This window comes from Citrobacter europaeus, assembly GCA_020099315.1.
Classification (GTDB): domain Bacteria; phylum Pseudomonadota; class Gammaproteobacteria; order Enterobacterales; family Enterobacteriaceae; genus Citrobacter; species Citrobacter europaeus.
On the sequence record CP083650.1, the window covers coordinates 362,731 to 389,187 of the forward strand.

The following is a 26,457-nucleotide window of genomic DNA, read 5'->3' on the forward strand; positions in this document are numbered from 1 at the left end:
CTATGTTGTCGAAACAGGTCCCGCTCGGTATTTATGAAAAAGCGCTCCCCGGCGGGGAGTGCTGGCTGGAACGCTTGCAGCTGGCGAAGGAACTGGGCTTTGACTTTGTCGAAATGTCGGTTGATGAAACCGACGCTCGCCTGGCGCGTCTTGACTGGAACCGCGAGCAGCGTCTGGCGCTGGTGGCCGCTATCGCCGAGACAGGGATACGGGTCCCGTCCATGTGCCTGAGCGCCCATCGTCGTTTCCCGCTGGGTAGTGAAGATGATGCGGTGCGCGAACAGGGGCTGGAGATCATGCGTAAAGCCATTCAGTTTGCGCAGGATATCGGTATTCGCGTTATTCAACTGGCGGGTTACGACGTCTATTACCAGCAGGCAAATAACGAAACGCGTCGTCGGTTTCGCGATGGGCTGAAAGAAAGTGTGGAGATGGCGAGTCGTGCGCAGGTGACGCTGGCGATGGAAATCATGGATTATCCACTGATGAACTCGATCAGCAAGGCGTTGGGGTACGCCCACTATCTCAACAATCCGTGGTTCCAACTGTATCCCGATATTGGCAATTTGTCGGCGTGGGATAACGACGTGCAGATGGAGCTGCAGGCGGGGATGGGTCATATCGTTGCCGTACACGTGAAGGATACTAAACCCGGCGTATTCAAAAATGTGCCGTTTGGTGAAGGGGTTGTCGATTTTGAACGTTGTTTCGAAACGCTCAAACAGAGTGGTTATTGCGGACCGTATCTGATTGAGATGTGGAGTGAAACGTCGGACGACCCGGCACGTGAAGTGGCGAAGGCGCGCGACTGGGTGAAAGCGCGGATGGCCAGCGCGGGTCTGGTGGAGGCGGTGTAATGCAAAAACGTAAACAGCAGGTGTTCGAGGCCAACATGGATCTACCGCGCTATGGGCTGGTGACGTTTACCTGGGGTAACGTTAGCGCCATCGACCGCGAACGCGGGTTGGTGGTGATTAAGCCCAGCGGCGTCGACTACCAAACAATGACAGTGGATGACATGGTGGTTGTGGATCTGCACGGCAACGTGGTGGAAGGACGCTATCGTCCTTCTTCCGATACCGCCACCCATCTGGCGCTGTATCGCCGCTATTCATCGCTCGGCGGCGTGGTGCACACCCACTCAACCCACGCGACGGCATGGGCGCAGGCGGGTCTGGCAATACCTGCGCTTGGTACGACGCATGCGGATTACTTCTTTGGCGATATTCCCTGTACCCGGGCTTTAACTGAAGCTGAAGTTCAGGATGAATATGAGCTGAATACCGGCAGGGTGATTGTTGAAACGCTGGGGGAGGTGGAACCTTTACATACGCCTGGCGTAGTCGTGTACCAGCATGGTCCGTTTGCCTGGGGCAAAGATGCTCACGACGCGGTACATAACGCCGTGGTGATGGAGGAGGTGGCAAAAATGGCATGGATCGCGCGTGGCATTAATCCGGCTCTCAGCCCCATTGACGGTTATCTGATGAATAAGCACTTCATGCGTAAGCACGGTCCAAACGCCTATTACGGACAGAAGTAAGGGCTAAGTCCTGGAGCCAAACTATTCAGGGGATGTTATCGATCTGGCTTCGGGACTTTTTTGCAAAAAAAGCCCCCGGTGAAGGGGGCAAATCAAACTGTGGCAATGTTCTCGTTGGTTATTTGCGGGTAGCTAGCGATAAATATCTGCACTGGCGTGCATATTTCCGTTACTACCGGGTTCCCTGGTGAGGATCACATGGTAGTAGGTTGCGCCTTGCGCATCTGTCTCTTCATTCAGGGCCTGAGTGGCTTCACTTTCAGTGGCGAAGTTATGATTTATGTAAATGACGCCTAAGCTCTGCACATCATCCATATTCCTGGCCTGATGATTGTCAATTTTGATGGCTGCCGTTGCATTTGCACTGAGCAAAAGCACAGCCAGAAGGGTCAAAACACGGGCTCGCATATGTACCTCCTCGACTGCGGTCTCTGGTTGCTTCTCTCCTGTGAGTGATTAGCTGCTGATGTAATTTTAACCGCTACTGGCGTAGTCGATAGCGACCATTTCTGATGCAGTTGTTCAAAAAATTACCGCATAGCCATCTTTTCTTTAATTAACAGTCTGCTGGTGTTTACCGCTGCGGTGAAAAATACCTGTCTTTCGCGCATAAGCTCTTACCAAATAGTCAATTTAATCGGCTGAGTACGCCGTTTATAGTGAGCTGGATAATTAATATAACTTTATGATAATAAGGCAAAAAGTTATGGATACTTCATTCATGGATTTCAGCTACTTTGTGATTATGTTCATGGTCGCGCTGGTGGCAGGCTTTATTAACGTGGTGTCAGGCGGCGGCGGTTTTCTCTCTATTGGCGCACTATTAATTTCTGGTTTACCCCCGGCTAATGCGCTGGCAACCAATAAAATTCAGGCGTTGGGCAGCTCGCTGACCTCCGGAATTTACTTTTTACGCCGGGGACATATCAACGTGCAGGAGCACAAGTATGTGTTTTTATCTGCCTTTATCGGTTCGGCGCTGGGAACGACGCTTATCCAGTTTATTGAACCGGAACTGCTGAAGAAACTGCTGCCAATCCTGATTATCGCGGTCGCCATCTACTTTATTTTTGCGCCAAATCTTAGCGAACCGAAAAGAAAGCGGCAGGTATCCCTGTTTCTCTTCTCATTGATCGGCGGGGGATGTATTGGTTTTTATGACGGCTTTCTCGGTGCCGGGGCTGGCTCCTTTTATACGCTCAGCTATATCCTGCTATGGGGATACAGTATCGATAAGGCGCAAATCCACTCGAATTTTATTAACCTGGCGTCGAACATCGCTTCGATTTTGTTTTTCATTTTCGGCGGTAAAATGATCTGGTCACTGGGGCTGGTGATGTTTGCCGGGCAGTCCCTCGGCGCACGTCTTGGCGCGACGGTCGTACTGACGCGCGGCAAGAAAGTTATCCGGCCGATGATTGTCATTGTCTCCATTTGCATCAGTATCAAAATGCTGCTGGATATGTATTAATGGCGGCATGGCAAATAATCGTACAATCACCTTGAGTTTACCTGCTGACCCCAGTATTATGACGCGTCATTTTTCAGCCGACCTTTAACACGTTCCTTGCCTCCATGGGCCTCGGCTGACCCAGACAGGAGGCTGAATAATCCGTAAGGAGCAATTCGATGCGTCATTACGAAATCGTTTTTATGGTCCATCCTGACCAGAGCGAACAGGTTCCGGGTATGATCGAACGCTACACTGCTGCCATCACTGGTGCAGAAGGCACGATCCACCGTCTGGAAGACTGGGGCCGCCGTCAGCTGGCTTACCCGATCAACAAACTGCATAAAGCTCACTACGTTCTGATGAACGTTGAAGCGCCGCAGGAAGTGATCGATGAGCTGGAAACTACCTTCCGCTTCAACGATGCCGTTATCCGCAGCATGGTTATGCGTACTAAACACGCTGTTACCGAAGCATCTCCGATGGTTAAAGCGAAAGACGAGCGCCGTGAGCGTCGCGATGATTTCGCAAACGAAACCGCAGATGATGCTGAAGCTGGGGATTCTGAAGAGTAATTTCTGATGACCAACCGTCTGGCGTTGTCCGGCACCGTGTGCAGGGCTCCCCTTCGAAAGGTCAGTCCATCAGGAATTCCTCATTGCCAGTTCGTGCTTGAGCATCGTTCTGTGCAGGAGGAAGCCGGATTTCACCGGCAGGCGTGGTGCCAAATGCCCGTTATTATTAGCGGACACGAAAACCAGGCCATTACTCACAGTATAACGGTCGGTAGCGCAGTGACCGTTCAGGGGTTCATCTCTTGCCACAAGGCAAAGAACGGCCTGAGCAAAATGGTTCTGCATGCCGAGCAGATTGAATTGATAGATTCTGGAGACTAGCCATATGGCACGTTATTTCCGTCGTCGCAAGTTCTGCCGTTTCACCGCGGAAGGCGTTCAAGAGATCGACTATAAAGATATCGCTACGCTGAAAAACTACATCACCGAAAGCGGTAAGATTGTCCCAAGCCGTATCACCGGTACCCGTGCAAAATACCAGCGTCAGCTGGCTCGCGCTATCAAACGCGCTCGCTACCTGTCCCTGCTGCCGTACACTGATCGTCATCAGTAATCGGTCACGGTCCATTAATACGACTTTGAGAGGATAAGGTAATGCAAGTTATTCTGCTTGATAAAGTAGCAAACCTGGGTAGCCTGGGTGATCAGGTTAACGTTAAAGCGGGCTACGCTCGTAACTTCCTGGTACCTCAGGGTAAAGCTGTTCCTGCTACCAAGAAAAACGTTGAATTTTTCGAAGCGCGTCGCGCTGAACTGGAAGCTAAACTGGCTGACGTTCTGTCCGCTGCTGAAGCTCGTGCTGAGAAAATCAACGCACTGGAAACCGTAACCATCGCGTCTAAAGCTGGCGACGAAGGTAAACTGTTCGGTTCCATCGGTACTCGCGACATCGCTGACGCTGTAACTGCAGCTGGCGTTGAAGTAGCTAAGAGCGAAGTTCGTCTGCCGAACGGCGTTCTGCGTACCACTGGCGAGCACGAAGTGAGCTTCCAGGTTCACAGCGAAGTGTTTGCTAAGCTGACTGTAAACGTAGTTGCAGAATAAGTTTTTATTCTGATGACCGCGTAAAAGCGCCGGCCCTGTGCCGGCGTTTTGCTTTTCTGTTCCCCCGCTTTTCTCTCTGGCTATTCTTTATCCTTTTCGGGATAATCACAAAAATAAAACATTATTTCAAAGTGGTGATGGAATGGAACCAACGCACCAACCTCTGTTTGCGCGTAAAAATGTTGTCTACCTGAGCGCGGCGTTCTGCTGCCTGCTGTGGGGGAGCGCCTATCCGGCGATCAAAAGCGGATATGAGATCTTCCAGATTGCCACGGATGACATTCCCTCAAAAATTGTCTTTGCCGGCTATCGCTTCCTGTTTGCAGGATTATTGCTGCTACTGCTGGCGGTGGCGCAGCGTAAACCGATTGGCCGGTTAAGCCCGCGTCAATATGGTCAGCTCACGCTGTTGGGGCTGACGCAAACCTCGCTGCAATACATCTTCTTCTATGTTGGCCTGGCGTTCACGACGGGGGTGAAAGGGTCCATCATGAACGCGACAGGGACCTTCTTCAGCGTACTGCTGGCGCATTTCATCTACCATAATGACAAACTGAGCTACAACAAAGCGCTGGGTTGTATCCTCGGCTTTACCGGCGTAATGGTGGTGAACTTTAGCAGCGGAATGGATTTTAGCTTCAGCCTGTTAGGGGATGGCTCAGTGGTGATGGCGGCCTTTATTCTCTCTGCCGCCACGTTATACGGTAAACGTATTTCTCAGACGGTGGACCCGACGGTAATGACAGGGTATCAACTGGGCGGTGGCGGTCTGGCGCTGGTTATCGGTGGTTACGCTTTTGGCGGCACGCTGACCGTTCACGGCGCGTCTTCGGTGGCGATTCTGGGCTACCTGACGTTACTCTCTTCGGTCGCCTTTGCTTTGTGGAGTATTCTGCTCAAGCATAATCGCGTGGGGATGGTAGCGCCGTTTAACTTCCTGATCCCGGTGTCGGGGGCGGTGCTGTCGGCGATTTTCCTCGGCGAGAACATTCTTGAATGGAAATATGCGCTGGCGCTGGTGCTGGTCTGCTCGGGGATCTGGTGGGTGAACAAGGTGAAGCGTTGACGCTTCACCTTGATGCCTTATGGCGCTATCGCTCATCAGGCCTGGAATCGCGGGGCCACGGCGGTTAACGGGCGCGAATAAAACTGCCGTTAGGCTGGCGGGTAAACAGTACCTGCTGGCCATTGCCGGTATCAATGGTTAATCCCGTCACCACGCCGCTGGCATTCTGCCTGATCTGCACCATCTGACCGTCTTTCAGGTTACTCAGCGGTTTTCCGGCGCCTTCAACCTGCGCCATCGCGTATACATCGGTTGGCGGGAGGTTATGGTCACGGAATACCTGCGCCAGCGTTTTGCCTGAATCAACGCGATAGGAACGCCACTGCTGGTCAATTCCGCTATCCTGTTGGAAAGGCTGCGTTTGCGGCTGAGATTGCTGAGCCTGAGGCTGCGCGTCAGGTTCTCCTTCCTGGATTGGTTCCGGGGCAACCGGAGCGACCTGGCCTGGATCGTTTTGCGGCGCGACGAGCTGTGCCTGCAGCTGAGCCTCGGTCGGCGGCTGCGACTGCGACTGTAAATCCAGCTGAGCAGTACGCGTAACCACAGGGGCATCGCTGGTGTCACTGGAAGGGAGCAGGAAACCTATCACCAGCACGATAGCAGCAATAATAATGCCGCGGCGGTGCATAGGCGGTAGCGGATCCATAATGCGAAAATTGTCCGGTGCATGCCAGATTTTCGCCAGGGTTGGTTTTAATTCAAAGCGCCCGGGCATGGCTTTCCTCCTGCTCCGCGTCTCGTTCCTCGATCATAGAGTATAGATGGCTAACGCTATGATGTTCGTCATATTACCCGCTTTCGTGACGTCAACGCGGGATATTCCTATTGTTTATGTTTCCTCGCGATTTGTCATCTGTTCCCGAGACAAAGTTTTACCGGATGCGGCATGGCTGATATGCTGCCCGCTACTTTACATCCGATGAAAGGAAATATGATGGCTAACCCGACTTTTGACACTATCGAAGCGCAAGCAAGCTATGGCATTGGTTTGCAGGTAGGACAACAGCTGAGCGAATCCGGACTGGAAGGACTGTTGCCTGAAGCGCTGGTAGCGGGTATCGCTGACGCGCTGGAAGGTAAACACCCGGCAGTGCCGGTTGATGTTGTGCATCGCGCGCTGCGTGAAATCCACGAACGCGCTGATGCAGTACGTCGCGAACGTTTCCAGGCTATGGCGGCTGATGGCGTCAAATATCTGGAAGAAAACCGTGAGAAAGAGGGTGTGAACAGCACTGAATCCGGTTTGCAGTTCCGTGTTCTGACTCAGGGCGAAGGTGCTATTCCGGCGCGTACTGACCGCGTTCGCGTGCATTACACCGGTAAACTGATCGACGGTACCGTGTTTGACAGCTCTGTCGCACGCGGCGAACCGGCTGAATTCCCGGTTAACGGCGTCATCCCTGGCTGGATTGAAGCGCTGACCCTGATGCCAGTAGGTTCCAAATGGGAACTGACTATTCCTCAGGAACTGGCTTACGGCGAGCGTGGCGCTGGCGCGTCCATTCCTCCGTTCAGCACGCTGGTGTTCGACGTTGAGCTGCTTGAAATCCTGTAAGCAGTGACTTCTGTTCCCCCCGAGGCCGGGGGGAACAAAAAAATAGCGAGAAAAGCTATAGTTACGCCGTTGTCGATATATTATCTTGCAAATGCCGCGCTAGCGTGTATTTTTGTGAGCTAATTCGCGCTATCAGAGTGATATGACACTCACTTTAAACATTAAATTAACATTATATCTAAATCTTAGTATTCATCCCGCCAATTCTTACCTAATATCGATGAGTCCTGATAACAGGATCGTCGTATCATAGACACACTAAAGGCCGTAGAGCCTGAACAACACAGACAGGTACAGGAAGAAAAAAACATGGTAGATCAGGTAAAAGTCGACGCCGCTGAAGAGGCATCGTCTGAACAGTCGCTACGGCGCAATCTCACAAACCGTCATATTCAACTTATTGCCATTGGTGGCGCTATCGGCACCGGCCTGTTTATGGGCTCCGGTAAAACCATCAGTCTCGCCGGACCGTCGATCATCTTTGTTTATATGATCATCGGTTTTATGCTGTTTTTCGTCATGCGAGCAATGGGGGAATTGCTGCTCTCGAATCTGGAGTACAAATCGTTTAGTGATTTCGCCTCCGACCTGCTCGGGCCATGGGCCGGGTATTTTACCGGCTGGACCTACTGGTTCTGCTGGGTCGTTACCGGAATGGCAGACGTTGTCGCGATTACCGCGTATGCGCAATTCTGGTTTCCCGAACTGTCAGACTGGGTCGCCTCGCTGGCGGTGATCGTGCTGCTGCTGAGCCTCAACCTTGCCACTGTAAAAATGTTTGGTGAGATGGAGTTCTGGTTTGCGATGATCAAAATCGTCGCCATCATCGGCCTGATTGTCGTCGGTCTGGTGATGGTGCTGACGCACTTCCAGTCGCCAACCGGCGTTCAGGCATCGTTCACGCATCTATGGAATGACGGTGGCTGGTTCCCGAAAGGTCTGAGCGGCTTCTTTGCCGGCTTCCAGATAGCCGTGTTCGCGTTTGTGGGTATTGAGCTGGTGGGAACGACCGCTGCGGAAACCAAGGACCCGGAGAAATCTCTGCCGCGCGCCATTAACTCGATTCCGATCCGTATCATCATGTTCTACGTTTTTGCGCTGATCGTGATTATGTCCGTAACGCCATGGAGCTCGGTAGTACCAACCAAGAGCCCATTCGTTGAACTGTTTGTGCTGGTTGGTCTGCCTGCTGCGGCGAGCCTAATCAACTTTGTGGTACTGACTTCAGCGGCCTCTTCTGCAAACAGCGGCGTGTTCTCTACCAGCCGTATGCTGTTCGGCCTGGCGCAGGAGGGCGTTGCGCCTAAAGCGTTTGCCAAACTCTCAAAACGCGCAGTTCCGGCGAAGGGTTTAACCTTCTCCTGTATCTGTCTGCTGGGCGGCGTGGTGATGCTGTACGTGAATCCGAGCGTGATTGGCGCGTTCACTATGATCACCACCGTGTCGGCGATTCTGTTCATGTTCGTCTGGACCATCATTCTTTGCTCGTACCTGGTGTACCGCAAGCAACGTCCGCACCTGCATGAAAAATCAATCTACAAGATGCCGTGGGGCAAGCTGATGTGTTGGGTATGTATGGCGTTCTTCGTCTTCGTACTGGTACTGCTGACGCTGGAAGATGATACCCGTCAGGCGTTGATCGTCACGCCGTTGTGGTTCATCGCACTGGGTCTGGGCTGGTTGTTCATCGGTAAGAAACGTATGGCAGGCGTGCGTTAATCGCTAGGACGTGAGATGTAGGCCGGATAAGGCGTTTACGCCGCATCCGGCACTATGCTGGCGGGATTGCCTGATGCGGCTTCGCCTTATCAGGCCTACGTTCGAGGTCGTTGTAGGCCCGGTAAGCGCTAGCGCCACCGGGCTTTTTTATTCACCTGCGAGGGCACGCGGGAACAACACATTATTTTCCAGACTGATGTGTTCCATCAGGTCGTCGATCATCTCGTTGATGCCGTTATACATGGCTTTCCAGGTGGTGCAGGCTTCTGGCGGCGGCGTCACGTTATGGGTGATGTGTTTGATCACTTCGACCAGTTCACCCGCATCGTCATGTTCGCTTTCCATCACGCTGATTGGCCCCATCGCCTGGCTACCCATGCCCTGTTTGATCATCGGGAACAGGATCTGCTCTTCTTTCATCATGTGGCTGGACAGCTCTTCATGCAGCATGGTCAGGTTTTTCGCCAGACCGCGCGGTACGTTCGGTTTGTCTGCATGAACGCGTTCAACTTTAGTGGCCTGCAGGATCAACTCCGGCAACTGTTCGCGGTGTCTGTCGTGATAACGCACGATGATATGGTCGATGATTTCAGCCAGAGCCACGGTACGCCAGTCTTTCTCCAGCGGTTGTTCAGCCAGCTGCGCGAGCTGCGCCTCAATAACGTCTAAATCCAGCTCTTTACGCGCGGCAGCGCGTGCCAGCGTTTGCTTACCGCCGCAGCAGTAATCCATATCGTATTTACGAAACAGGGCCGAAGCGCGAGGAATAGAGAGCGCCAGTTCACCTAAAGGTTGATCGCGATAAGACATTGCCGTTACCTCATTCTCAATAATATAAGATGTATTTTAAATGCAACTTATGGCGAAGGATATAACCCTTTCGGGGTGGGGTGTTTTGTGATGAACATCACGAAAATTTCTTATTTCGTTAAGGTGCTGAATCCTATTGGAAAGGAGGGAGACGGCGAAAAAAGCCGCGTCACAGGATTAAATAAGCGCACGCTGCTGCCGATAGTTAGACCTCAGACAATACCTGCATAATAAAAGGCTACAGATGTTTAAACGAATCAAAGTGATAACCTTACTTATCACCGTGTTACTCGCCCTGGGCGCAATGCAGCTCATCTCCGCGGGCGTCTTTATTGGCGCGCTCAATAACGATAAGCAAAACTTCAACGTTTCTCAGCTTTCCAGCCAGAACGTGGCCGAGTTTACCGATGCGTGGATTAGCCTGAACCAGGCTCGCGTCACGCTCAACCGTGGGATGCTGCGTTTACAGGGAACGATGGCCAGCGATATTAACGGCGGTCAGTTGAAGGAGTTGGTGAACACGGCAAATCGCCTGTTGGCCGAGTCGAAAGCGCATTACGATAAATACTACGCTCTGCCGGAAACGCCGGGGCTGGATGAGCATCTGGCCGATCGACTGGAAGAGCAATATGGCATCTATTCTGCGACGCTGGCAAAAATGAACGCGCTGCTGGCTGAAGGAAAGCTGGAAGAGATGTTCAAGCAGAATGCCGAGCAAAAGCAAACGGCCATGCAGGAAGTTTATCGGCAATGGCGTAGCGCGCAAACGGCGCTGGCCACTGCTGGAGTGCAGGACAATGAGAGTGATTACCAGAAGATAATCTGGCTGCTGTCTGCGGTGATGTTGATTGTCGTCACCGTGATTATCGCCAGTTGGCTGGCAATGCAACGAGTGCTGCTCAAGCCGCTGCATGAGGTGATGGGACATATTCGCCATATTGCCGCAGGTGATCTGACGCACCGCATCAACGCCGATGGCAGTAATGAAATGGCGCTGCTGGCAGGCAACGTCCGCGACATGCAGCGGGCGTTGGCGAACACGGTCAGCGTGGTGCGTGACGGGGCTGACACCATTTATACCGGCGCGGGTGAAATTGCTGCTGGCAGTAACGATCTCTCTTCACGTACCGAACAGCAGGCCGCCTCCCTGGAAGAGACCGCAGCCAGCATGGAACAACTCACCGCGACCGTGAAGCAGAACGCGGATAACGCGCGTCAGGCGACCAGTCTGGCAAAAAACGCTTCACAAACAGCGCAAAAAGGCGGAAACGTGGTCGATGGCGTGGTACGTACGATGGATGAAATCGCCACCAGTTCCAGCAAAATCGCGCAAATAACCAATGTTATTGACGGCATTGCCTTCCAGACCAACATCCTGGCGTTGAACGCTGCGGTGGAAGCGGCGCGGGCGGGCGAGCAGGGGCGCGGGTTTGCCGTGGTCGCCGGCGAGGTTCGTACGCTGGCGCAGCGTAGCGCTCAGGCGGCGAAAGAGATTAAGGCGCTGATTGATGACTCGGGAAATCGGGTCAATGCGGGTACGGCGCTGGTGCATGAAGCGGGCGAAACGATGGCGGAAATTGTTAGCGCCGTGACTCGCGTGACCGATATCATGGGCGAGATTGCCTCGGCCTCTGATGAACAGAGTCGGGGTATCGATCAGGTAGGCCAGGCGGTTGCCGAGATGGATCGCGTCACGCAGCAAAACGCCTCACTGGTGGAGGAGTCCGCTTCCGCCGCCGCCGCGCTCGAAGAGCAGGCTGCACGACTGAATCAGACCGTGGCGGTATTTAAAGTGTCGCGCCGGATGGCGGCGTAAACGCCTTATCCGGCCTACATGAGATCGTACAGTCCTTGTAGGCCTGATAAGCGCAGCGCCATCAGGCATCCCCTGAAACCGGCACTACCGCCGGTTTCTGCGGTTTTGACCGCACAGCAATTACCACGCCTATTACCAGCAGCGCAATGCCGCTTACCGTCAGCAACGGCGGAAATTCCTGACGCAGGATAAAGGTATACAGCAGGCCAGCCAGTGTTTCAAAGACAATCAGCGGGCCGAGGATCACCGTCGGCAGCTTCTGGCTGGCGATGTTCCAGCACAGTGCGCCAACCCATGAGCACAATACCGCAATGGCTATCATCAGGCCGATAAACACACCTGGGCGCGGGCCGAAGGGCAGAGCGAAGTCCGGCGTTTGCCCGTTCAGCCAGAGGCAGGCGGCAATATAACCGAGCAGAGAAACAGGCAGCGTCACCAGCGCCTGGGCCGTCGCCCACATCATCGGGTGCTTATCCGGATTCTCGCGCAACCAGCGGGCGTTACGCAGCGCATACCACGCCCAGCACACCACCGAAATAAGCGCCAGCACGATACCTGAGCCATAACGCCAGCCGCTAAAGTTAGGTAACCCCTGATTCAGCTCCGAGATATTCACGCACAGCAGACCTATGCCAATCAACACCAGCGCAGGCGCCAGACGCCACCATGATAATTTGCCGTCACGCTGGCTGTAGAGCAGGTTGGCGAAAACCGGGATCACCACCGGCAATGTACCGATAATCATCGTTGAAACCGGCGCGCCGGTGCGCTGAATAGCGCTTGCCAGGCAGACGTAATAAATCAGATTACCCATCATCGTTAGCGCCAGCGCCGTTATCCAGTCTTTACGCGCCAACTGGCGCAGACGCACACGTCCCAGCCAGGCAATCGGCAACGCTATCAGCCCCAGCGCCAGATAGCGCCCCATCGACTGCAATACCGCCGGGTATTCCGGTACGATCAGCGGTCCAACAAAAATTAATCCCCACATCAGCCCGGCCAGCAGGGCATATAACACGCCGCTAATCATTTTTGACATCCACATCGCTTAACAATCAGTCGAGTGTAGGCAGGAAAAATGCCGCCGTATTGTATGAGATTGCTGATCAACGCCGGACGACTTGTTTCTGATAACGCACTGGCGTAATGCCGTAGCGATGGGTAAACGCGCGGGTGAGATGCGACTGGTCGGTGAGGCCGGTTTCGGCGGCGACCTCTGCGGCGGGCATTCCGTGAGTGAGAAAACCTTTGGCTCGCCACAGGCGGATCGCCATCAGCATCTGGTGCGGCGTGACGTGGAAATGAGACTTAAACTGACGCTGAAAATGCCAGGGACTCAGCGATGCAACCCGGGCCAGTTCATCGAGCGTGACAGGATGCATATAATTATCATGCAGATACTCGCGCACCCGTTCAAAGCGATGCGCGCCCTCCGGCAATACCGGCGCATGACGGGCCAGCGGCTGGAACGTGTCGATCAGATCGAGCAGGAGTCCTTTTTGCTCCAGCGGATCCTCAGTGTTCCACAGACCGTGGATCAGCGAGCAGAGCTGGCGCGAGCGCAGCGGATCGTGACGCGTGACGTCATGAAACCACCAGTGGCGGATCCCGGTGACCTCTTCCAGAAGATCGGGTTCAAGATAAATCATTCGATAGCGCCAGCCGTCGGCAGTTTCAGCTTCGCCGGTATGCAGCTCATCGGGATTCATGGTGACGACGGAATGGGCGGGGGCCACGTACTGCGTGCCGCGATAGCGAAAACGTTCGGCGCCGGTTTCTATCGCGCCAATGCCAAACGCTTCATGAGTGTGCGGCTCAAAGGCGTAACGCGAGATGTGCGCATGATACAGCTCAACGCCCGGCACCTGCGCCAGATGGCGAAAGCGGGCGCTGTCTTTCTCATCAATAAACTGCTCAGGTACACCTTGCACGTTTTCTCTCCCCACGCATCATCCTGTCATTATCAGAGAGGATGCGCGGGGATGCCACCACAATTAACTAATTTTTAACACTTACACGATGCCTTTGACGCTGTCAGCCAACGAGGTGGTCGGGCGACCAATCAGTTTGCTCAGCGTATGGCTGTCGTCGAACAGGCCGCCTTTGGAGGCGCCAGTGTCTGAGTCAGCCAGCATGTCCGCCAGTCCGGCAGGCAGGCCCACCCCTTTTAGCGCGGCGGCAAAATCAGCTTCGCTCAGGTTCTGATACACCACTTTTTTACCGCTCTGTGTTGCCAGTTCGGCAGCCAACTGGCTCAGAGTCCAGCCTGTGTCGCCCGCAAGCTCATAGATTTTACCGGCATGACCGTCTTCACTGATGACGCGCGCGGCGGCAGCGGCATAGTCGGCGCGGGTCGCTGAGGCGATTGTGCCTTCACCAGCAGCCCCGATAAACACGCCATGTTCCAGTGCAGCCGGTGCGCTGGCGAGATAGTTCTCTGTGTACCAGCCGTTACGCAGCAGCGCGTACGCGATACCGGATTCAGCCAGCATCTTCTCGGTTGCGACATGCTCATCAGCCAGCCCCAGCGGGGAGGTGTCGGCGTGCAGCAGGCTGGTGTAGGCGATAAATTTCACGTGGGCCGCCTGTGCCGCGTTAATCACATTGCGATGCTGCGGGGCGCGTTGTCCCACTTCGCTGGAGGAGATCAGCAGTAGCTTGTCGATACCCTGTAAGGCAGTCGTCAAGGCGGCTTCATCGCTGTAATCCGCCTGACGAACGGTAATGCCCTGCTGGCTAAGCGTCGTCGCTTTCGCGGGATTACGCACAATAGCCACAATCTGGCTGGCAGGAACGGTTTTCAGCAGAGATTCAATAACGTGTTGGCCCAGTTGGCCGGTGGTGCCGGTAATCGCGATCATGGGTGACTCCTTGGTATTGGTCTTGTGTTTAATCACGCTAACACCTAAACTAACTTTTAGTAAGTACGTACAAAAAGGTTAGTATGAAAATGACAGCTACGACGCTTTCCCAGCAATTACGCGATGGCAACCTGTTTGCCGAACAGTGTCCCTCCCGCGAGGTGTTAAAACACGTCACCAGCCGCTGGGGCGTGTTGATCCTGGTGGCGCTGCGCGACGGTACGCACCGTTTCAGCGATTTGCGCCGTAAGATGGGCGGCGTCAGTGAAAAAATGTTGGCGCAATCCCTGCAGGCGTTAGAGCAGGACGGGTTTATCAATCGGGTGTCATATCCGGTGGTGCCGCCGCACGTGGAGTATAGCCTGACGCCGTTGGGTGAGCAGGTGAGCGATAAAGTCGCCGCGCTGGCGGACTGGATAGAACTGAATTTGCCGCAGGTTTTGGCGCAGAGGGACGAGCGGGCTGCGTAGTATTGTAGGCCGGATAAGACGCGAGTGCGTCGCATCCGGCACTGAAGTTACTTACTCAAATCCAACTGATAAATGGCAAAACCAATGTCATCGGTCGCGACTTTCTTCAGCGGATACTGGCCTTTCTCTTTGATAAATACAGCGGCTTTTTCAGACGGTGAGGTTTCAAAGCGAATATCCAGAGGTGTCTCGCTGTGAATCGGCGCCAGACGCCAGTTGTTATCTGCCGCCGGGTGAATTTCACCGGCACGCTTCGTCTGCGCACCAATCCAGGCCGCCAGCACCGAGCGGTTTTCATCGGGAGATGCAAACGCGATGTGGCTGTCGCCGGTTCCGGCAAATTTACCGCCGTAGGCGCGGTAGTTGTTGGTCGCGACGAGGAAGGTAGCATTCGGATCGACAGGCTTGCCGTTAAAGGTCAGATTTTTAATACGCTCCGCTTTCGGGTTAATGGTCTGACATTCCCCGTCGTAGCGGGCGGGTTGTGAAACATCAATCTGATAATTCACGCCGTCAATCACGTCGAAGTTATAGGTACGGAAACCATCCCAGTTGATCAACGACTGTGGTTTGCTGCTGTGGATGTCAATCTGATTGAACTGTCCGGCGGAACATTCCAGCCACTCCTTCACCTCTTTACCGCTGGCTTTCACCACCACCAGAGTGTTGGGGTAGAGATACAAATCAGCGGCGTTCCGGAAGGTTAACTGACCTTTTTCGACTTCTACGAAGCTTGCTGGATCGTTTTTACGTCCACCAACCTTAAACGGCGCGGCGGCGGAAAGTACCGGCAGTTTTGCCAGGTCCGGATCGCCCTGGATAAAGTGTTCCACATAGGCTTTCTGGGCGTTGTTCACCACCTGTACGGTCGGGTCATCCTGAACCAGTGCCAGGTAGCTGTACATGTTGTCGGCGGATTTACCGATCGGTTTGCTGACAAACTCACGCGTGGCGTCGTGATCGGCTTTCAGGATCTCAACGATTTTTTTGTCTTCTGCTGCCAGTGATTTTTTGCCCGCGGCGTCATAAATTGGGCGCGCCTCGGCTTTTGCCTGGGTGACCTGCCATTTACCGCTGTCATTATTCAACACAAGATCCACCACGCCCAGGTGATCGCCCCACATACCCGGCATCACCGCAGGAACCCCATTCAGCGTACCTTTTGCGATATCTGCGCCTTTAATATTGGCAAAATCTTTACCCGGGAAGACGGCGTGAGCGTGACCAAACATAATGGCATCCACGCCCGGTATTTCGCTGAGGTAGTAAACGGAGTTTTCCGCCATCGTTTGATACGGGTCGGCAGAAAGCCCGGAGTGAGCAACCACCACCACGACATCGGCGCCTTTTTCCCGCATTTCCGGGACATACTTACGCGCGGTTTCGGTGATGTCGTTCACCGTTACTTTGCCGCTGAGGTTGGCTTTATCCCAGGTCATAATCTGTGGTGGCACAAAGCCGATATAGCCAATCTTCAGCGTCTGCTTGTTCCCTTGCTGGTCGACCACCTCTGTATCTTTGATCAAATAAGGCGTAAACAGCGGCTTTTTGGTCTTAACGTCGATGATATTGGCGTTAACGTAAGGGAATTTCGCCCCGGCCAGCGCGTTGTGCAGATACTCCAGACCATAGTTGAATTCATGGTTGCCGAGGTTACCCACCGCGTAATCCAGGGTATTCAGCGCCTTATATACCGGGTGAGTTTCGCCCGCTTTCAGCCCTTTGGCCGCCATGTAATCCCCGAGCGGGCTGCCCTGAATCAGATCGCCATTATCAACCAGCACGCTGTTTTTGACTTCACCTCGCGCAGCGTTGATCAGACTTGCCGTACGTACCAGACCGAATTTTTCTGTTGGTGTATCTTTGTAATAATCGAAATCCATCATATTACTATGTAAATCAGTGGTTTCCATTATACGCAGATCGACGGTCGCGGCATTGACGCTGGCTGCAATCAGCGTTGCCAGAAGCGTTGCACTAAACTTAATCATCAGGGGCATCCTTTTAAGATCTAAGCCACAAAAGAAAATGTATATAAATCTTCTTGCTTACAGAACTGTGAATCATGACATGAATATAGCGTTTAAAACCGCAGACGCTATCACAGTTGGCGGATCCCCTGACGATCGGGTATAAGTAAAACAACGAGTTAACACCACTGATATAAACGAGGTGGAGAATGCTAGAACATGTATGCCAGCTTGCACGGAACGCGGGCGATGCCATTATGCAGGTCTACGATGGAATCAAACCGATGGAGATTACCAGCAAGCAGGACGATTCTCCGGTCACGGCGGCGGATATCGCCGCGCATACGGTGATCCTCGAAGGATTACTGGCGCTGACGCCGGATATTCCAGTCCTGTCTGAAGAAGCGCCTCCTGGCTGGGATGTTCGCCAGCACTGGCAGCGCTACTGGCTGGTAGACCCGCTGGACGGTACCAAAGAGTTCATTAAGCGTAACGGTGAATTCACCGTCAATATTGCGCTGATCGAGAAGGGAAAACCGGTACTGGGCGTGGTTTACGCGCCGGTAATGAAAGTGATGTACAGCGCGGCTGAAGGTAAAGCGTGGAAAGAAGAGTGCGGCGTGCGCAAACAAATCCAGGTTCGTGACGCGCGTCCGCCGCTGGTGGTGATTAGCCGCTCACATGCCGACAATGAGTTAAAAGAGTATCTGCAGCAGTTGGGCGATCACCAGACCACCTCGATTGGCTCATCGCTGAAGTTCTGCCTGGTGGCGGAAGGGCACGCGCAACTGTATCCGCGTTTTGGGCCAACTAACGTCTGGGATACTGCCGCGGGCCACGCCGTTGCCGCCGCAGCCGGAGCGCACGTTCACGACTGGCAGGGGAAAACGCTGGATTACACCCCACGTGAATCGTTCCTCAACCCCGGCTTCCGCGTCTCTATTTATTGAGCAATTTGTGCAGCAGGGCAATCACCTGCTGCACTTCTTCCTGCGTTAACGCCCCATCTTTTGCCCACTGAACGCGTCCGTCCTTGTCGAGTACGGCAATAGCGGAGCTCTCTTCATCCAGTTGCCAGGCCTTACGCGCAACGCCATTGCTGTCGACAATAAATTGTGACCACGGGTAGAGCTTCTTATTGCTCTCCAGACTGCTACGCACAAACATACCGGAACCGGGAATGGCGTCATCCGTGTTGACGATAGTGGTGGTCTGGTATTTGTCATGCGGCAGGTTGGCCGTCTTGATTGCCTCGATCAGCGTTGCATTTTTCTCTTTGGCGGAGGTGCGCCCGGCAATGTGTTGCACAATTCGCACTTTCCCCGGCAACTGCGCGCTATTCCAGCTTTTGTAGCTAAACTTATCGTTATCGAGAATCAGTTCGCCGCGATCGGCGATTCCCACCGGCGGTACACGCTGGTTAGTCTCAAACTTATGAGCGGAAGCAATCATCGGCAGCAGCAGACACGACAGCGCCAGCAGTTTTTGTAAGGTCATAGGTTTTCCTTCTTTCTTTATTTTGCAGGTGATCCGACCACTTGGGTCTGGAGTTTAATCATATGTGCGATTGCTGCTTTTTCCCGCAAGCGCGATGCCAGTTTGCGGACGGGCGCACAAATCCTGCGAAAATTGAAGGCTTATACTGAAGACAGCGAAGCGTTGAAAAGATAATTCTGAATAATTGTAACCTGAAGGTAAATAAACTTATACACGCTGGAAACATCAACGAGATAGTCTATAGTCATAGGGCATTAAAATTTGCGCCTGAGGATTGTCGGACCGATTGTGGTACCGCAAAGGCGTAATACTCAGCAGGAGACAACAATGAAAATTTTCCAACGATACAACCCGCTGCAGGTGGCGAAGTACGTGAAGATCCTGTTTCGTGGACGGTTATATATCAAGGATGTAGGCGCTTTTGAATTTGATAAGGGTAAGATTCTTATCCCAAAAGTGAAGGACAAGCTGCATTTTTCTGTGATGTCCGAAGTTAACCGTCAGGTCTTGCGTCTGCAAACTGAGATGGCTTGATCAAGTGCTATGCGGTAGTTAAAAAAACGGCTCCTGGACAGGAGCCGTTGATGTTTCTGTAAGGCGTTACGACGCCTTTGCCTCTTCTTTTGCATCTGGCAGCTTTGGTACCAGAACGGTAGGTTTACTGTCCAGACGCGTCACCAGCAGCTGATCGATCTTGTAGTTATCGATATCCACTACTTCAAATTTATAGCCTGAATACTTCACCGAGTCGGTGCGTTTCGGGATTTTACGCAGCATGAACATCATAAAGCCGCCGATGGTTTCATAGTTGCCGGACTGCGGGAACTCGTCGATATCCAGGACGCGCATTACGTCATCAATCGGTGTACCGCCGTCGACCAACCATGAGTTTTCATCGCGCGCCACAATCTGCTCTTCCAGACCCTGGCCTACCAGATCGCCCATCAGCGTCGTCATAACGTCGTTGAGCGTGATAATCCCCACCACCAGCGCGTACTCGTTCATGATGACGGCAAAGTCTTCGCCTGCGGTTTTGAAGCTTTCCAGCGCTTCAGAGAGCGTCAGCGTGTCCGGGACGATCAGCGTATTGCGGATCTGTACGCCGCTGTTCAACGCCATACTTTGGTTGGCCAGTACGCGGTTGAGGAGATCCTTTGAATCGACATAGCCAATGATGTGGTCGATATCTTCGTTACATACCAGGAACTTGGAGTGGGGATGTTCCGCCACCTTATTCTTCAGGCTTTGCTCATCTTCGTGGAGATCGAACCAGATAATATTCTCGCGCGAGGTCATTGAAGACGGTACGGTCCGCGATTCCAGTTCGAACACATTTTCAATCAGCTCATGCTCCTGCTTACGCAGAACCCCCGCCAGCGCACCGGCTTCGACCACGGCGTAAATGTCGTCCGAGGTGATGTCGTCTTTACGTACCATTGGGATCTTAAACAGACGGAAAATGTTGTTTGCCAGACCGTTAAAGAACCACACCAGCGGGCGGAAGACCAGCAGGCAGAAGCGCATCGGGTTGATGATACGCAAAGCCACAGCTTCTGGCGCAATCATACCGATGCGTTTCGGGGTTAAATCCGCGAACAGGATGAACAGGCCAGTAACCAGTGAGAACGACAAAATAAAGCTTAACTGTTCAGAGAGCTCTGGAGCGAAGTACTTCGAGAAAAGGCTGTAAAACGCCGGGGAGAATGCTGCATCACCGACGATACCGCCGAGAATGGCGACCGCGTTAAGGCCGATTTGCACGACGGTAAAAAACATGCCGGGGTTTTCCTGCATCTTCAAAACTCGTTGTGCGTTTACGTTGCCTTCATCGGCAAGCAGTTTAAGTTTTATTTTGCGTGATGCAGCAAGCGAGATCTCGGATATCGAGAAAAACGCACTCACGGCGATCAGGCAGAGAATGACTAAAATACTGTTTAACATATCTTATCCGGCGCTGTGCCAGATCCTCGGAAGGGAGAAATTGATAAATCCATGCGAAAACCGGCTCGTGGAGTTGAGCCGGTAAATTCAGAAGCTAGTATAGCGTAAGGTACTGTAAAGTCGCCAGAGGAGCTTTTTTGGCCTTATTCTGTGGGATTCAGCCTGCGCACCATCTGCATCTCTTTTTCGCTATAGGGCGAACCATCTGGCTTTAGCACATCATGAAACCATAGTTGCGCCGTCGTTTCGTCAAGCGGGATATCCGGCCACGGCAGCCAGGTTTGCGTTTTCCCCTGCACCAATCCCCAGTGAAAGCTGGAAACGCGCTGGGCGCTAAACAGCGGCAGTTGTTCTTCTATTCGGCTATCGACATGGCGTGCCAGCCACTCGGTACAAAAGAGCGGCCTGCCAAATTCAGCCAACTGCGACAGAAGAGACAACTGGCCAGGGGTATCGACATACGCATGGTAGCTAATCACGTCGGAAAGCCGCAGCGCGGCTATATCAACAGGATGCGTAAACGCATTCTCGCATGCCGCGCGATCGTCAATATGCCAGGCCGCTACGGTCAACGGTTGAGATGGTGACTCCTGCCGCGCCCAGCTAAACAGGTGGGTCATCAGGGTTAAGGCGTAAATTTCCAGTCTGTCGTCATAGCGGGCAAATTCGCCGGTATGACAAAAAATCCCGCCGTTGCCTGGCTCATTATATAAATCCCAGACGCTGATGCGCGAGTCATGGCGAAAGTAACGGATGATATCTCTGACGTAGGCTTCAATTTGCGGCCAACCGCGTCGGTCCAGCACGCAGGCACGGCCTGGGCTACCCGCAGCCTGGCTGTTGTGAACCCCTGGAACCGGGGATTTTTGCTGACCGATAACGGGTTCATCACCGGAAAACGCGCAGTCGTCGAGCAGCGTCAGCATCACTTTTATGCCGTGGCTATGGGCAATGTTCAGGAAGAGGTCGATGCGCTCGAGCAGCCCATCGCGATCATGCTGCCAGACGGTAAACGGTAAATTTGTTCGCAACTGGTTATAGCCATACTGGCTGGCCCAGCCGAGTTCCTGATCGATAGTGCTGCTATCGAAACTCTCTGCTTGCCACATTTCGAGCCAGTTAACCGCGGTGCGCGGCAAGTAGTTAAAACCGCAGCCCCAGGCTTGCTGTTGATACCAGCTTTGCGCCCGTGCTTTGCTCCATGGGTTATACATGATGCGCTCCTTATTCTGCATCTGAGAGACTGACGCGTCCCGTTGCACGCTGCGTGGCGCTGCCACCCCAAACCTCATCGTACTCGTAGCCGGTGAGCTGTTTGATCACCACCCGGGTTTCTTCATCGCAGTCGCGATAGTTGCCACCCAGTTTGCGGCGGGCGATCTCTTTGAGCAGGATTTTGTGGGTTTCGCGAGTCAGTTTGAATTTGTAGGTGGCGTAGAAACTCACCGCCAGCAGCGCCGCGGTAGCAAAGATCATCAATCCGATAATAGCGTGGAGCGCGCTTTCCGGCTGCGCGCCGCTGCCTTTTACAAAGCCTGATTCTTCCAGCACCATGCCGATAAGCAAAATAGCGATTGCCACCGTACTTTTACGCGTGAGTACCATAACGCCGGCAAAAATCCCTTCGCGGCGCTGCTGGGTTACCATTTCATCAATATCAGGAATAAAGCTATAGATATTCCATGGGATATAGTAAAGACCAGAACGCGCCATGCCGAGAAGAATAAAGATCGCAGAGAACAGAATATTGGATACCTGAGTTTCGGTATAATAAATAACAAATAAAAATACCAATACGCTAAATATACAAGTGTAAGAGAGGCGTAGTGCTGCTGATGGGGTTATATTGAGTTTATTCAGTAATAGCATAAATCCATAGGTGCCAAAAACTGAAGCAAAAGCGGCAATGCTTAACCAGCCAGAAACGGAGGCGGCATCCTGGCTCAAACAATAAACCACGTAATAGGTAAATACTGAACCGAATACATCCATAGCGGTAAAAGAGAAAATATAAATAATGATATGCAGGCGAAATGCCCGGATCCTGAAAGACGAGAACAGATCGAGTATCAAATATTTAAGGTGATTCAGTATCCCGCTATTGCGTTGCAGGTCAGCCTGGAATGTCTCTTCCTGAACGTCTTTAGCCTCCCACGTGCAGCGCCAGGTTATGAACACCGCGATGCAAAACACGACGGAAAAGATAAGCCCGGTTAGCGTATAGGTAAACGGATTATCTTTGCCGGTAAACTGCATCAGGATGCCGGGTACCGATACGGCCAGAAATCCGCCCAGCTGCGAGCAGATCATGCGCACGCCGGAGAGGCGGCTGCGCTCTTCGTAGCGGTTGGTCATTTCTGCGGCCAGGGTTTCCCACGGCACCAGCACCATCGCTGAAAGCAGCTCAATCGACAAATAGGTTCCCAGGTAATACCAGTAACCCATGTCGGTCAGCCACAGCAGGGCATAGAGAAACATTAAAGGAGAACTGAGTAATAAAAAGAAGCGGCGACGGCCAAATCTGCGGCCCAGCCACGTGTCGCCAAAGTTATCGGTGATATAACCCATAATTGGGCTAAGTACAGCATCAATCACGCGGGCAATGGCAAATATTGAGCCTGCTTCCAGCACGCTTAAACCGCAGTAGGTGGTGTAAAAAAATAAAAGCCATGTTCCGATAATGGCGAAAGCACCGCCGCCAAATAAATCAGTAATGCCATAGCCGATCGCTACACCATAACTGACTCTGCGTTCAGTTGGTTTGACCATAATATTTTTCCAGTATGTAGGGTATGCGTATTCCGGTATTATCCGGCTGGTGTTATTTAATTCTGCAGCGTTAAATTAATTTTAATTATTAATGGTTATCCATTGTCGGGTTTTAGATGAGTGATAAATAGCCTCAACCATCGCCAGTGATTTGCGGGCTTCATTAATGTTGATATATTCTGTCTGACCTCCATGAGTAATTGCATGATAAAACTGACGAATAGCCTGCTGGTGGCCCAGACCCCAGTAACTTTTGGCGTGACCGTCCGGTGAACCATCGCAGTCCAGTTTCAGGCGTCGGTCCGCTGTAACGCGCCACAGGGTATTGTCCGTGAGCTGGAGCATGCCTTGCTCACAATGGATCTCCAGCAGCAGCGGTGAATCGAGGGTGTTGCAGTTGCTGGCGTAAAACAGACCGCGAGCGCCGTTGGCAAAGTGCAGGGTCGCCATCGCGCTGTCTTCGGCTTCGGTGACATCTGCCAGTTCACCGCTGTCCACCACGCCTTTCAAACGCGTCACGCCGCCGGCGAACCACTGCATCAGATCGAGAGTATGAATAGCCTGGTTGATCAGTAAACTGCCGCCTTCGCTGGCGAAACGCCCGCGCCACGGGCTTTCGCTGTAATAAGCCCTGGAGCGTGACCAGGTCAAAACAGCTTTAACGCTTAGCATTTTGCCAAGCGTATTTTTCGCCAGTTCATCGCGGATTCGTAAACTGGTTGGATTAAGCCGGTTTTGATAGCACACGCCCAGAAGGCCCTGGGCGGACGCCGCTGCGTTAGCGATGTCTGCCACCTCTGTACAATTCAAGCCCACCGGTTTTTCGCAAAACACATGTTTCCCTGCGGCAAGCGCGGCGGTAATCATATTTTTGTGTTCGAAATGAGGCGTGCAGATATGGACGACGTCGATGTCATTATCCAGCAGCATCTCACGGTAATTCTGGTAATAGCGGCAGTTATAAGCCATGGCCTGTTGCAAACCGGTGGCGCTATCAATATCGACCAGCGCACGCAGCGTGACCCCCGGCAAAAGCCGGAGGGCGTTAACGTGACTGCGGTGAATAGCGCCCGCGCCGATGATGGCGGCATTTAGCGTTGTCATGTCACCTCCGGTTATGCGCGGGCATTCGCCAGCATTTGCGCCTTCACGCACAGTTCTGCGGCTTTAAAGGCGTGGGCCTGAGTCATGGCGTTTTCCGTGCGATTCAGACAATCGAGAATGAATTCGCCGAAGAAAGGAAAGCCGACTTTGCCCGCAACCGGGTAGCGGAATTCCCCGTCTTTATTTACCAGATACACCACGTCCTGTTCACCCCGGGTGATATCCACATACTTGCGGATCTCAATGTAACCTTCGGTACCCAGCAACGTCAGGCGTCCATCCCCCCAGCTACTGAGCCCCTGCGGCGTGAACCAGTCGCAGCGGAAATAGCCGGTCGCCCCGTTATCGCCCGCCAGCATGGCATCGCCAAAGTCTTCGAACTGCGGGTACTGTGGATGATTGACGTTACGCACCTGGCTGGCGACGATATGCGCCTCGCTGTTGCCGGTATAAAACAGAAATTGTTCGATTTGATGGCTGCCGATGTCGCACAGAATGCCGCCAAAATAGCGTTTGTCATAAAACCAGTCCGGGCGCCCGTGACCTTCGCGGTGCGGACCGGTGCCGAGGGTTTGCATCACGCGCCCAATTGCCCCCTGGTGGACAAGCTGACCGGCAAAAACAGCGCTTTCAACGTGCAGACGCTCGCTGTAATAGACTGCGTATTTGCGCCCGGTTTTCGCCACCATCGCTTTGGCGTCTTCAAACTGTGCGAGGGTGGTTAACGGAGCCTTGTCGGTGAAGTAGTCTTTTCCGGCCGCCATGACCTTTAGTCCCAGCGGACAGCGCTCGGAAGGAATTGCCGCTCCGGCAACCAGTTGGACCTCGCGATCGTTGAGGATTGTCTCCAGCGAATCGGCCACCTGCGCTTGCGGATACTGCTGCAGAAATTGATCGATTTTGTGCGGGTCGGGATCGTAAACCCATTTCAGCGTGGCGCCTGCTTCAATCAACCCGTTACACATGCCGTAGATATGACCATGATCGAGTGAGGCCGCGGCAATGACAAACTCGCCAGGTTTCACGACCGGCTGAGGCTTCCCGGTAGGGGCGTAGTGCATTCCATCTTGCTTGTTCATTCTTTAACTCCTGAATCTAAGTCTTTACCCAGAGGGATGGCGCCCACTTCCGTGAAATTGCTTACGGAGGCGGATTTCTCATAGAAATGCGGGGCGATGTCAATCAGGCCGCCGGTGCGATAAAACGCATCGGTGTGGTGAATGGGCAGCGTCACCACCGTGCGGGTGATGGCGGATTTATAGATAGCGGTAATCAACTCCAGCGAGCGCTTGCCCTGTTCGCCATCGACCAGGGGACGGAGCTGTTGTTCGATGGCATTAAGCAGGTTATCGATTTGCCCAGTATGTAGCGTCCATTGCAGCGGTGGCGTAGTGCGAAAAAGTGTCTCCAGATGCTGTTCCAGCTCGCCGTTATTGTCAGTTTGCGGGAAGCCGTTATCCGCCGACTGGCTGGCATGAACCTGCCACGGCGCGGAAATACGCGCTTTTTCACCCTGAATGACAATCTTTTGATCTTCACCGTGATGCACCACGGAGGCGGTCAACTGCGTCAGTGCCCCGTTCGGGTATTTGAAGATAGCCGCGCTAAGATCCTCGACTTCGGCGTTGTCATGGGCGACGTTGGTCATCATCGCCACCACTTCAGTAGGGAAACCCAGCATCCATTGAATGGCGTCAATGTGGTGTACCGCGTGATTCAGCGTGCAGCCGCCGCCTTCTTTCTGCCACGTGCCGCGCCACCATAGATCGTAATAGCAGTGTCCGCGCCACCAGAATGAATCCACCTGTGCATGGCAAATCTTGCCCGCCAGCCCGGAATCAACAACGGTTTTCAGCCGCCAGAAGGCATCGGTAAAGCGGTTTTGCGCGATGATCGATAAGGTTTTCCCGCTGGCCTTTTGCGCGGCGATCATCGCATCGCACTCTTCGAGCGAAGAGGCCATTGGTTTTTCGCACAACACATGTTTTCCGGCCTGCAGCGCATCAATGCTGATGGCTGCGTGCACGTACGGCGGAGTGCAGACATCCACCACATCGATCTCAATGTCCGCGTCCAGCATCGCCTGATGACTGCGGTAGACTCGCGCTTCGCTCAGGCCGTAGCGTGATTTCTTTTCTTCCGCTTTCTCCGGGTAGATATCAACCAACGCGACAATCCGGCAACGATCGGCAAACTGTAAATACCCCTGAATGTGGTTGTGGGAGATATTCCCGGTACCGACAATGGCAATGTTGAGCATGATTTTC

Annotated in this window: 28 protein-coding genes and 1 pseudogene; 15 read left to right on the plus strand and 14 right to left on the minus strand. The window is 53.2% G+C overall.

Translation table 11 applies throughout. The features are described from left to right. Positions 1-2 precede the first annotated feature (2 nt). Complete coding sequence (locus LA337_01725) at positions 3-857, plus strand: L-ribulose-5-phosphate 3-epimerase (GenBank protein UBI16446.1); 855 nt, start codon at positions 3-5, stop codon at positions 855-857. After that, a complete protein-coding gene (locus LA337_01730; GenBank protein UBI16447.1) occupies positions 857-1,543 on the plus strand; it encodes an L-ribulose-5-phosphate 4-epimerase in 687 nt (228 codons plus the stop codon). The genes LA337_01725 and LA337_01730 overlap by 1 nt, the downstream gene beginning before the upstream one ends. Positions 1,544-1,675: 132 nt before the next feature. Here LA337_01730 and yjfY read toward each other — a convergent pair whose 3' ends face one another. Then, positions 1,676-1,951, minus strand: coding sequence for a DUF1471 family protein YjfY (gene yjfY / locus LA337_01735; protein ID UBI16448.1), 276 nt, complete (start codon positions 1,949-1,951; stop codon positions 1,676-1,678). 298 nt (positions 1,952-2,249) lie between these two features. Here yjfY and LA337_01740 point away from each other — a divergent pair, with 298 nt between their 5' ends. From LA337_01740 to LA337_01770, 7 genes and pseudogenes are all read left to right on the plus strand, one after another. Continuing rightward, positions 2,250-3,014 (plus strand): TSUP family transporter, encoded by a 765-nt coding sequence (locus LA337_01740; protein ID UBI16449.1) that lies wholly within the window; start codon positions 2,250-2,252, stop codon positions 3,012-3,014. 13 nt (positions 3,015-3,027) lie between these two features. After that, positions 3,028-3,102 (plus strand): annotated as a pseudogene (locus tag LA337_01745) (hypothetical protein). Positions 3,103-3,172: 70 nt separating this feature from the next. Continuing rightward, positions 3,173-3,568, plus strand: coding sequence for a 30S ribosomal protein S6 (gene rpsF / locus LA337_01750; GenBank protein UBI16450.1), 396 nt, complete (start codon positions 3,173-3,175; stop codon positions 3,566-3,568). Positions 3,569-3,574: 6 nt separating this feature from the next. Further along, positions 3,575-3,889, plus strand: coding sequence for a primosomal replication protein N (gene priB, locus LA337_01755; protein ID UBI16451.1), 315 nt, complete (start codon positions 3,575-3,577; stop codon positions 3,887-3,889). A gap of 4 nt (positions 3,890-3,893) precedes the next feature. Continuing rightward, complete coding sequence (rpsR, locus tag LA337_01760) at positions 3,894-4,121, plus strand: 30S ribosomal protein S18 (protein ID UBI16452.1); 228 nt, start codon at positions 3,894-3,896, stop codon at positions 4,119-4,121. Positions 4,122-4,162: 41 nt separating this feature from the next. Then, entirely contained in the window at positions 4,163-4,612 is a 450-nt protein-coding gene (gene rplI, locus LA337_01765; protein UBI16453.1) for a 50S ribosomal protein L9, read from the plus strand. A gap of 142 nt (positions 4,613-4,754) precedes the next feature. Beyond that, positions 4,755-5,678 carry a DMT family transporter gene (locus LA337_01770; GenBank protein UBI16454.1) on the plus strand — a complete coding sequence of 308 codons (924 nt, stop codon included), beginning with the start codon at positions 4,755-4,757 and terminating at the stop codon, positions 5,676-5,678. A gap of 64 nt (positions 5,679-5,742) precedes the next feature. Here LA337_01770 and LA337_01775 read toward each other — a convergent pair whose 3' ends face one another. Further along, the gene (locus LA337_01775) at positions 5,743-6,393 is read right to left on the minus strand and encodes an OapA family protein (protein ID UBI16455.1); all 651 of its coding nucleotides are present in this window, start codon (positions 6,391-6,393) and stop codon (positions 5,743-5,745) included. Positions 6,394-6,612: 219 nt separating this feature from the next. Between LA337_01775 and fklB the strand changes: the two genes are divergently transcribed. Then, complete coding sequence (gene fklB, locus LA337_01780; GenBank protein UBI18379.1) at positions 6,613-7,233, plus strand: FKBP-type peptidyl-prolyl cis-trans isomerase; 621 nt, start codon at positions 6,613-6,615, stop codon at positions 7,231-7,233. A 309-nt stretch (positions 7,234-7,542) separates the two neighbouring features. After that, positions 7,543-8,952, plus strand: coding sequence for a D-serine/D-alanine/glycine transporter (gene cycA / locus LA337_01785; GenBank protein ID UBI16456.1), 1,410 nt, complete (start codon positions 7,543-7,545; stop codon positions 8,950-8,952). A gap of 147 nt (positions 8,953-9,099) precedes the next feature. On the opposite strand, the gene ytfE is transcribed toward cycA, so the two are convergent. Continuing rightward, a complete protein-coding gene (ytfE, locus tag LA337_01790; protein UBI16457.1) occupies positions 9,100-9,762 on the minus strand; it encodes an iron-sulfur cluster repair protein YtfE in 663 nt (220 codons plus the stop codon). Between the two features lie 244 nt (positions 9,763-10,006). Between ytfE and LA337_01795 the strand changes: the two genes are divergently transcribed. Next, on the plus strand, positions 10,007-11,578 hold the full coding sequence (locus LA337_01795; protein ID UBI16458.1) for a methyl-accepting chemotaxis protein: 1,572 nt from the start codon (positions 10,007-10,009) through the stop codon (positions 11,576-11,578). 61 nt (positions 11,579-11,639) lie between these two features. Here the strand turns inward: LA337_01795 and LA337_01800 are convergent, their stop codons facing one another. From LA337_01800 to LA337_01810, 3 genes are all read right to left on the minus strand, one after another. After that, positions 11,640-12,608, minus strand: a complete 969-nt coding sequence (locus LA337_01800) for a DMT family transporter (protein UBI18380.1) — start codon at positions 12,606-12,608, stop codon at positions 11,640-11,642. A 76-nt stretch (positions 12,609-12,684) separates the two neighbouring features. Further along, positions 12,685-13,509, minus strand: a complete 825-nt coding sequence (locus LA337_01805; protein ID UBI16459.1) for an AraC family transcriptional regulator — start codon at positions 13,507-13,509, stop codon at positions 12,685-12,687. 81 nt (positions 13,510-13,590) lie between these two features. Continuing rightward, entirely contained in the window at positions 13,591-14,439 is an 849-nt protein-coding gene (locus LA337_01810) for an SDR family oxidoreductase (GenBank protein ID UBI16460.1), read from the minus strand. 89 nt (positions 14,440-14,528) lie between these two features. On the opposite strand from LA337_01810, the gene LA337_01815 reads away from it, so the two are divergent. After that, positions 14,529-14,909, plus strand: a complete 381-nt coding sequence (locus tag LA337_01815) for a helix-turn-helix transcriptional regulator (protein UBI18381.1) — start codon at positions 14,529-14,531, stop codon at positions 14,907-14,909. A gap of 47 nt (positions 14,910-14,956) precedes the next feature. Here LA337_01815 and cpdB read toward each other — a convergent pair whose 3' ends face one another. Continuing rightward, positions 14,957-16,900 (minus strand): 2',3'-cyclic-nucleotide 2'-phosphodiesterase, encoded by a 1,944-nt coding sequence (cpdB, locus tag LA337_01820; protein ID UBI16461.1) that lies wholly within the window; start codon positions 16,898-16,900, stop codon positions 14,957-14,959. 188 nt (positions 16,901-17,088) lie between these two features. On the opposite strand from cpdB, the gene cysQ reads away from it, so the two are divergent. Next, on the plus strand, positions 17,089-17,829 hold the full coding sequence (cysQ, locus tag LA337_01825) for a 3'(2'),5'-bisphosphate nucleotidase CysQ (protein UBI16462.1): 741 nt from the start codon (positions 17,089-17,091) through the stop codon (positions 17,827-17,829). Here cysQ and LA337_01830 read toward each other — a convergent pair. After that, positions 17,819-18,376 carry a YtfJ family protein gene (locus LA337_01830; GenBank protein UBI16463.1) on the minus strand — a complete coding sequence of 186 codons (558 nt, stop codon included), beginning with the start codon at positions 18,374-18,376 and terminating at the stop codon, positions 17,819-17,821. The genes cysQ and LA337_01830 overlap by 11 nt on opposite strands. 327 nt (positions 18,377-18,703) lie before the next feature. On the opposite strand from LA337_01830, the gene LA337_01835 reads away from it, so the two are divergent. Further along, positions 18,704-18,910, plus strand: coding sequence for a DUF1107 domain-containing protein (locus tag LA337_01835; GenBank protein ID UBI16464.1), 207 nt, complete (start codon positions 18,704-18,706; stop codon positions 18,908-18,910). A 66-nt stretch (positions 18,911-18,976) separates the two neighbouring features. Here LA337_01835 and LA337_01840 read toward each other — a convergent pair whose 3' ends face one another. The 6 genes from LA337_01840 to LA337_01865 all read right to left on the minus strand — a co-directional run bounded on the left by LA337_01840 (position 18,977) and on the right by LA337_01865 (position 26,450). Beyond that, the gene (locus LA337_01840) at positions 18,977-20,317 is read right to left on the minus strand and encodes a hemolysin family protein (protein UBI16465.1); all 1,341 of its coding nucleotides are present in this window, start codon (positions 20,315-20,317) and stop codon (positions 18,977-18,979) included. Positions 20,318-20,460: 143 nt separating this feature from the next. Further along, on the minus strand, positions 20,461-21,531 hold the full coding sequence (locus tag LA337_01845) for a 1,4-beta-xylanase (protein UBI16466.1): 1,071 nt from the start codon (positions 21,529-21,531) through the stop codon (positions 20,461-20,463). Between the two features lie 10 nt (positions 21,532-21,541). Then, entirely contained in the window at positions 21,542-23,086 is a 1,545-nt protein-coding gene (locus tag LA337_01850; GenBank protein ID UBI16467.1) for an MFS transporter, read from the minus strand. 81 nt (positions 23,087-23,167) lie between these two features. After that, the gene (locus LA337_01855; protein UBI16468.1) at positions 23,168-24,190 is read right to left on the minus strand and encodes a Gfo/Idh/MocA family oxidoreductase; all 1,023 of its coding nucleotides are present in this window, start codon (positions 24,188-24,190) and stop codon (positions 23,168-23,170) included. An 11-nt stretch (positions 24,191-24,201) separates the two neighbouring features. After that, complete coding sequence (locus LA337_01860; protein ID UBI16469.1) at positions 24,202-25,269, minus strand: Gfo/Idh/MocA family oxidoreductase; 1,068 nt, start codon at positions 25,267-25,269, stop codon at positions 24,202-24,204. Further along, positions 25,266-26,450 carry a Gfo/Idh/MocA family oxidoreductase gene (locus tag LA337_01865; GenBank protein ID UBI16470.1) on the minus strand — a complete coding sequence of 395 codons (1,185 nt, stop codon included), beginning with the start codon at positions 26,448-26,450 and terminating at the stop codon, positions 25,266-25,268. Before LA337_01865 ends, LA337_01860 begins: the two co-directional genes overlap by 4 nt. Between the last annotated feature and the right edge of the window lie 7 nt (positions 26,451-26,457).

Excerpts from the sequence above, each read along its gene's own strand:
- LA337_01725 (UBI16446.1), top strand. The coding sequence starts at position 3 with ATGTTGTCGAAACAGGTCCCGCTCGGTATTTATGAAAAAGCGCTCCCC.
- LA337_01730 (UBI16447.1), top strand. The coding sequence starts at position 857 with ATGCAAAAACGTAAACAGCAGGTGTTCGAGGCCAACATGGATCTACCG.
- yjfY (UBI16448.1), bottom strand. The coding sequence starts at position 1,951 with ATGCGAGCCCGTGTTTTGACCCTTCTGGCTGTGCTTTTGCTCAGTGCA.
- LA337_01740 (UBI16449.1), top strand. The coding sequence starts at position 2,250 with ATGGATACTTCATTCATGGATTTCAGCTACTTTGTGATTATGTTCATG.
- rpsF (UBI16450.1), top strand. The coding sequence starts at position 3,173 with ATGCGTCATTACGAAATCGTTTTTATGGTCCATCCTGACCAGAGCGAA.
- priB (UBI16451.1), top strand. The coding sequence starts at position 3,575 with ATGACCAACCGTCTGGCGTTGTCCGGCACCGTGTGCAGGGCTCCCCTT.
- rpsR (UBI16452.1), top strand. The coding sequence starts at position 3,894 with ATGGCACGTTATTTCCGTCGTCGCAAGTTCTGCCGTTTCACCGCGGAA.
- rplI (UBI16453.1), top strand. The coding sequence starts at position 4,163 with ATGCAAGTTATTCTGCTTGATAAAGTAGCAAACCTGGGTAGCCTGGGT.
- LA337_01770 (UBI16454.1), top strand. The coding sequence starts at position 4,755 with ATGGAACCAACGCACCAACCTCTGTTTGCGCGTAAAAATGTTGTCTAC.
- LA337_01775 (UBI16455.1), bottom strand. The coding sequence starts at position 6,393 with ATGCCCGGGCGCTTTGAATTAAAACCAACCCTGGCGAAAATCTGGCAT.
- fklB (UBI18379.1), top strand. The coding sequence starts at position 6,613 with ATGGCTAACCCGACTTTTGACACTATCGAAGCGCAAGCAAGCTATGGC.
- cycA (UBI16456.1), top strand. The coding sequence starts at position 7,543 with ATGGTAGATCAGGTAAAAGTCGACGCCGCTGAAGAGGCATCGTCTGAA.
- ytfE (UBI16457.1), bottom strand. The coding sequence starts at position 9,762 with ATGTCTTATCGCGATCAACCTTTAGGTGAACTGGCGCTCTCTATTCCT.
- LA337_01795 (UBI16458.1), top strand. The coding sequence starts at position 10,007 with ATGTTTAAACGAATCAAAGTGATAACCTTACTTATCACCGTGTTACTC.
- LA337_01800 (UBI18380.1), bottom strand. The coding sequence starts at position 12,608 with ATGATTAGCGGCGTGTTATATGCCCTGCTGGCCGGGCTGATGTGGGGA.
- LA337_01810 (UBI16460.1), bottom strand. The coding sequence starts at position 14,439 with ATGATCGCGATTACCGGCACCACCGGCCAACTGGGCCAACACGTTATT.
- LA337_01815 (UBI18381.1), top strand. The coding sequence starts at position 14,529 with ATGACAGCTACGACGCTTTCCCAGCAATTACGCGATGGCAACCTGTTT.
- cpdB (UBI16461.1), bottom strand. The coding sequence starts at position 16,900 with ATGATTAAGTTTAGTGCAACGCTTCTGGCAACGCTGATTGCAGCCAGC.
- cysQ (UBI16462.1), top strand. The coding sequence starts at position 17,089 with ATGCTAGAACATGTATGCCAGCTTGCACGGAACGCGGGCGATGCCATT.
- LA337_01830 (UBI16463.1), bottom strand. The coding sequence starts at position 18,376 with ATGACCTTACAAAAACTGCTGGCGCTGTCGTGTCTGCTGCTGCCGATG.
- LA337_01835 (UBI16464.1), top strand. The coding sequence starts at position 18,704 with ATGAAAATTTTCCAACGATACAACCCGCTGCAGGTGGCGAAGTACGTG.
- LA337_01840 (UBI16465.1), bottom strand. The coding sequence starts at position 20,317 with ATGTTAAACAGTATTTTAGTCATTCTCTGCCTGATCGCCGTGAGTGCG.
- LA337_01845 (UBI16466.1), bottom strand. The coding sequence starts at position 21,531 with ATGTATAACCCATGGAGCAAAGCACGGGCGCAAAGCTGGTATCAACAG.
- LA337_01850 (UBI16467.1), bottom strand. The coding sequence starts at position 23,086 with ATGGTCAAACCAACTGAACGCAGAGTCAGTTATGGTGTAGCGATCGGC.
- LA337_01855 (UBI16468.1), bottom strand. The coding sequence starts at position 24,190 with ATGACAACGCTAAATGCCGCCATCATCGGCGCGGGCGCTATTCACCGC.
- LA337_01860 (UBI16469.1), bottom strand. The coding sequence starts at position 25,269 with ATGAACAAGCAAGATGGAATGCACTACGCCCCTACCGGGAAGCCTCAG.
- LA337_01865 (UBI16470.1), bottom strand. The coding sequence starts at position 26,450 with ATGCTCAACATTGCCATTGTCGGTACCGGGAATATCTCCCACAACCAC.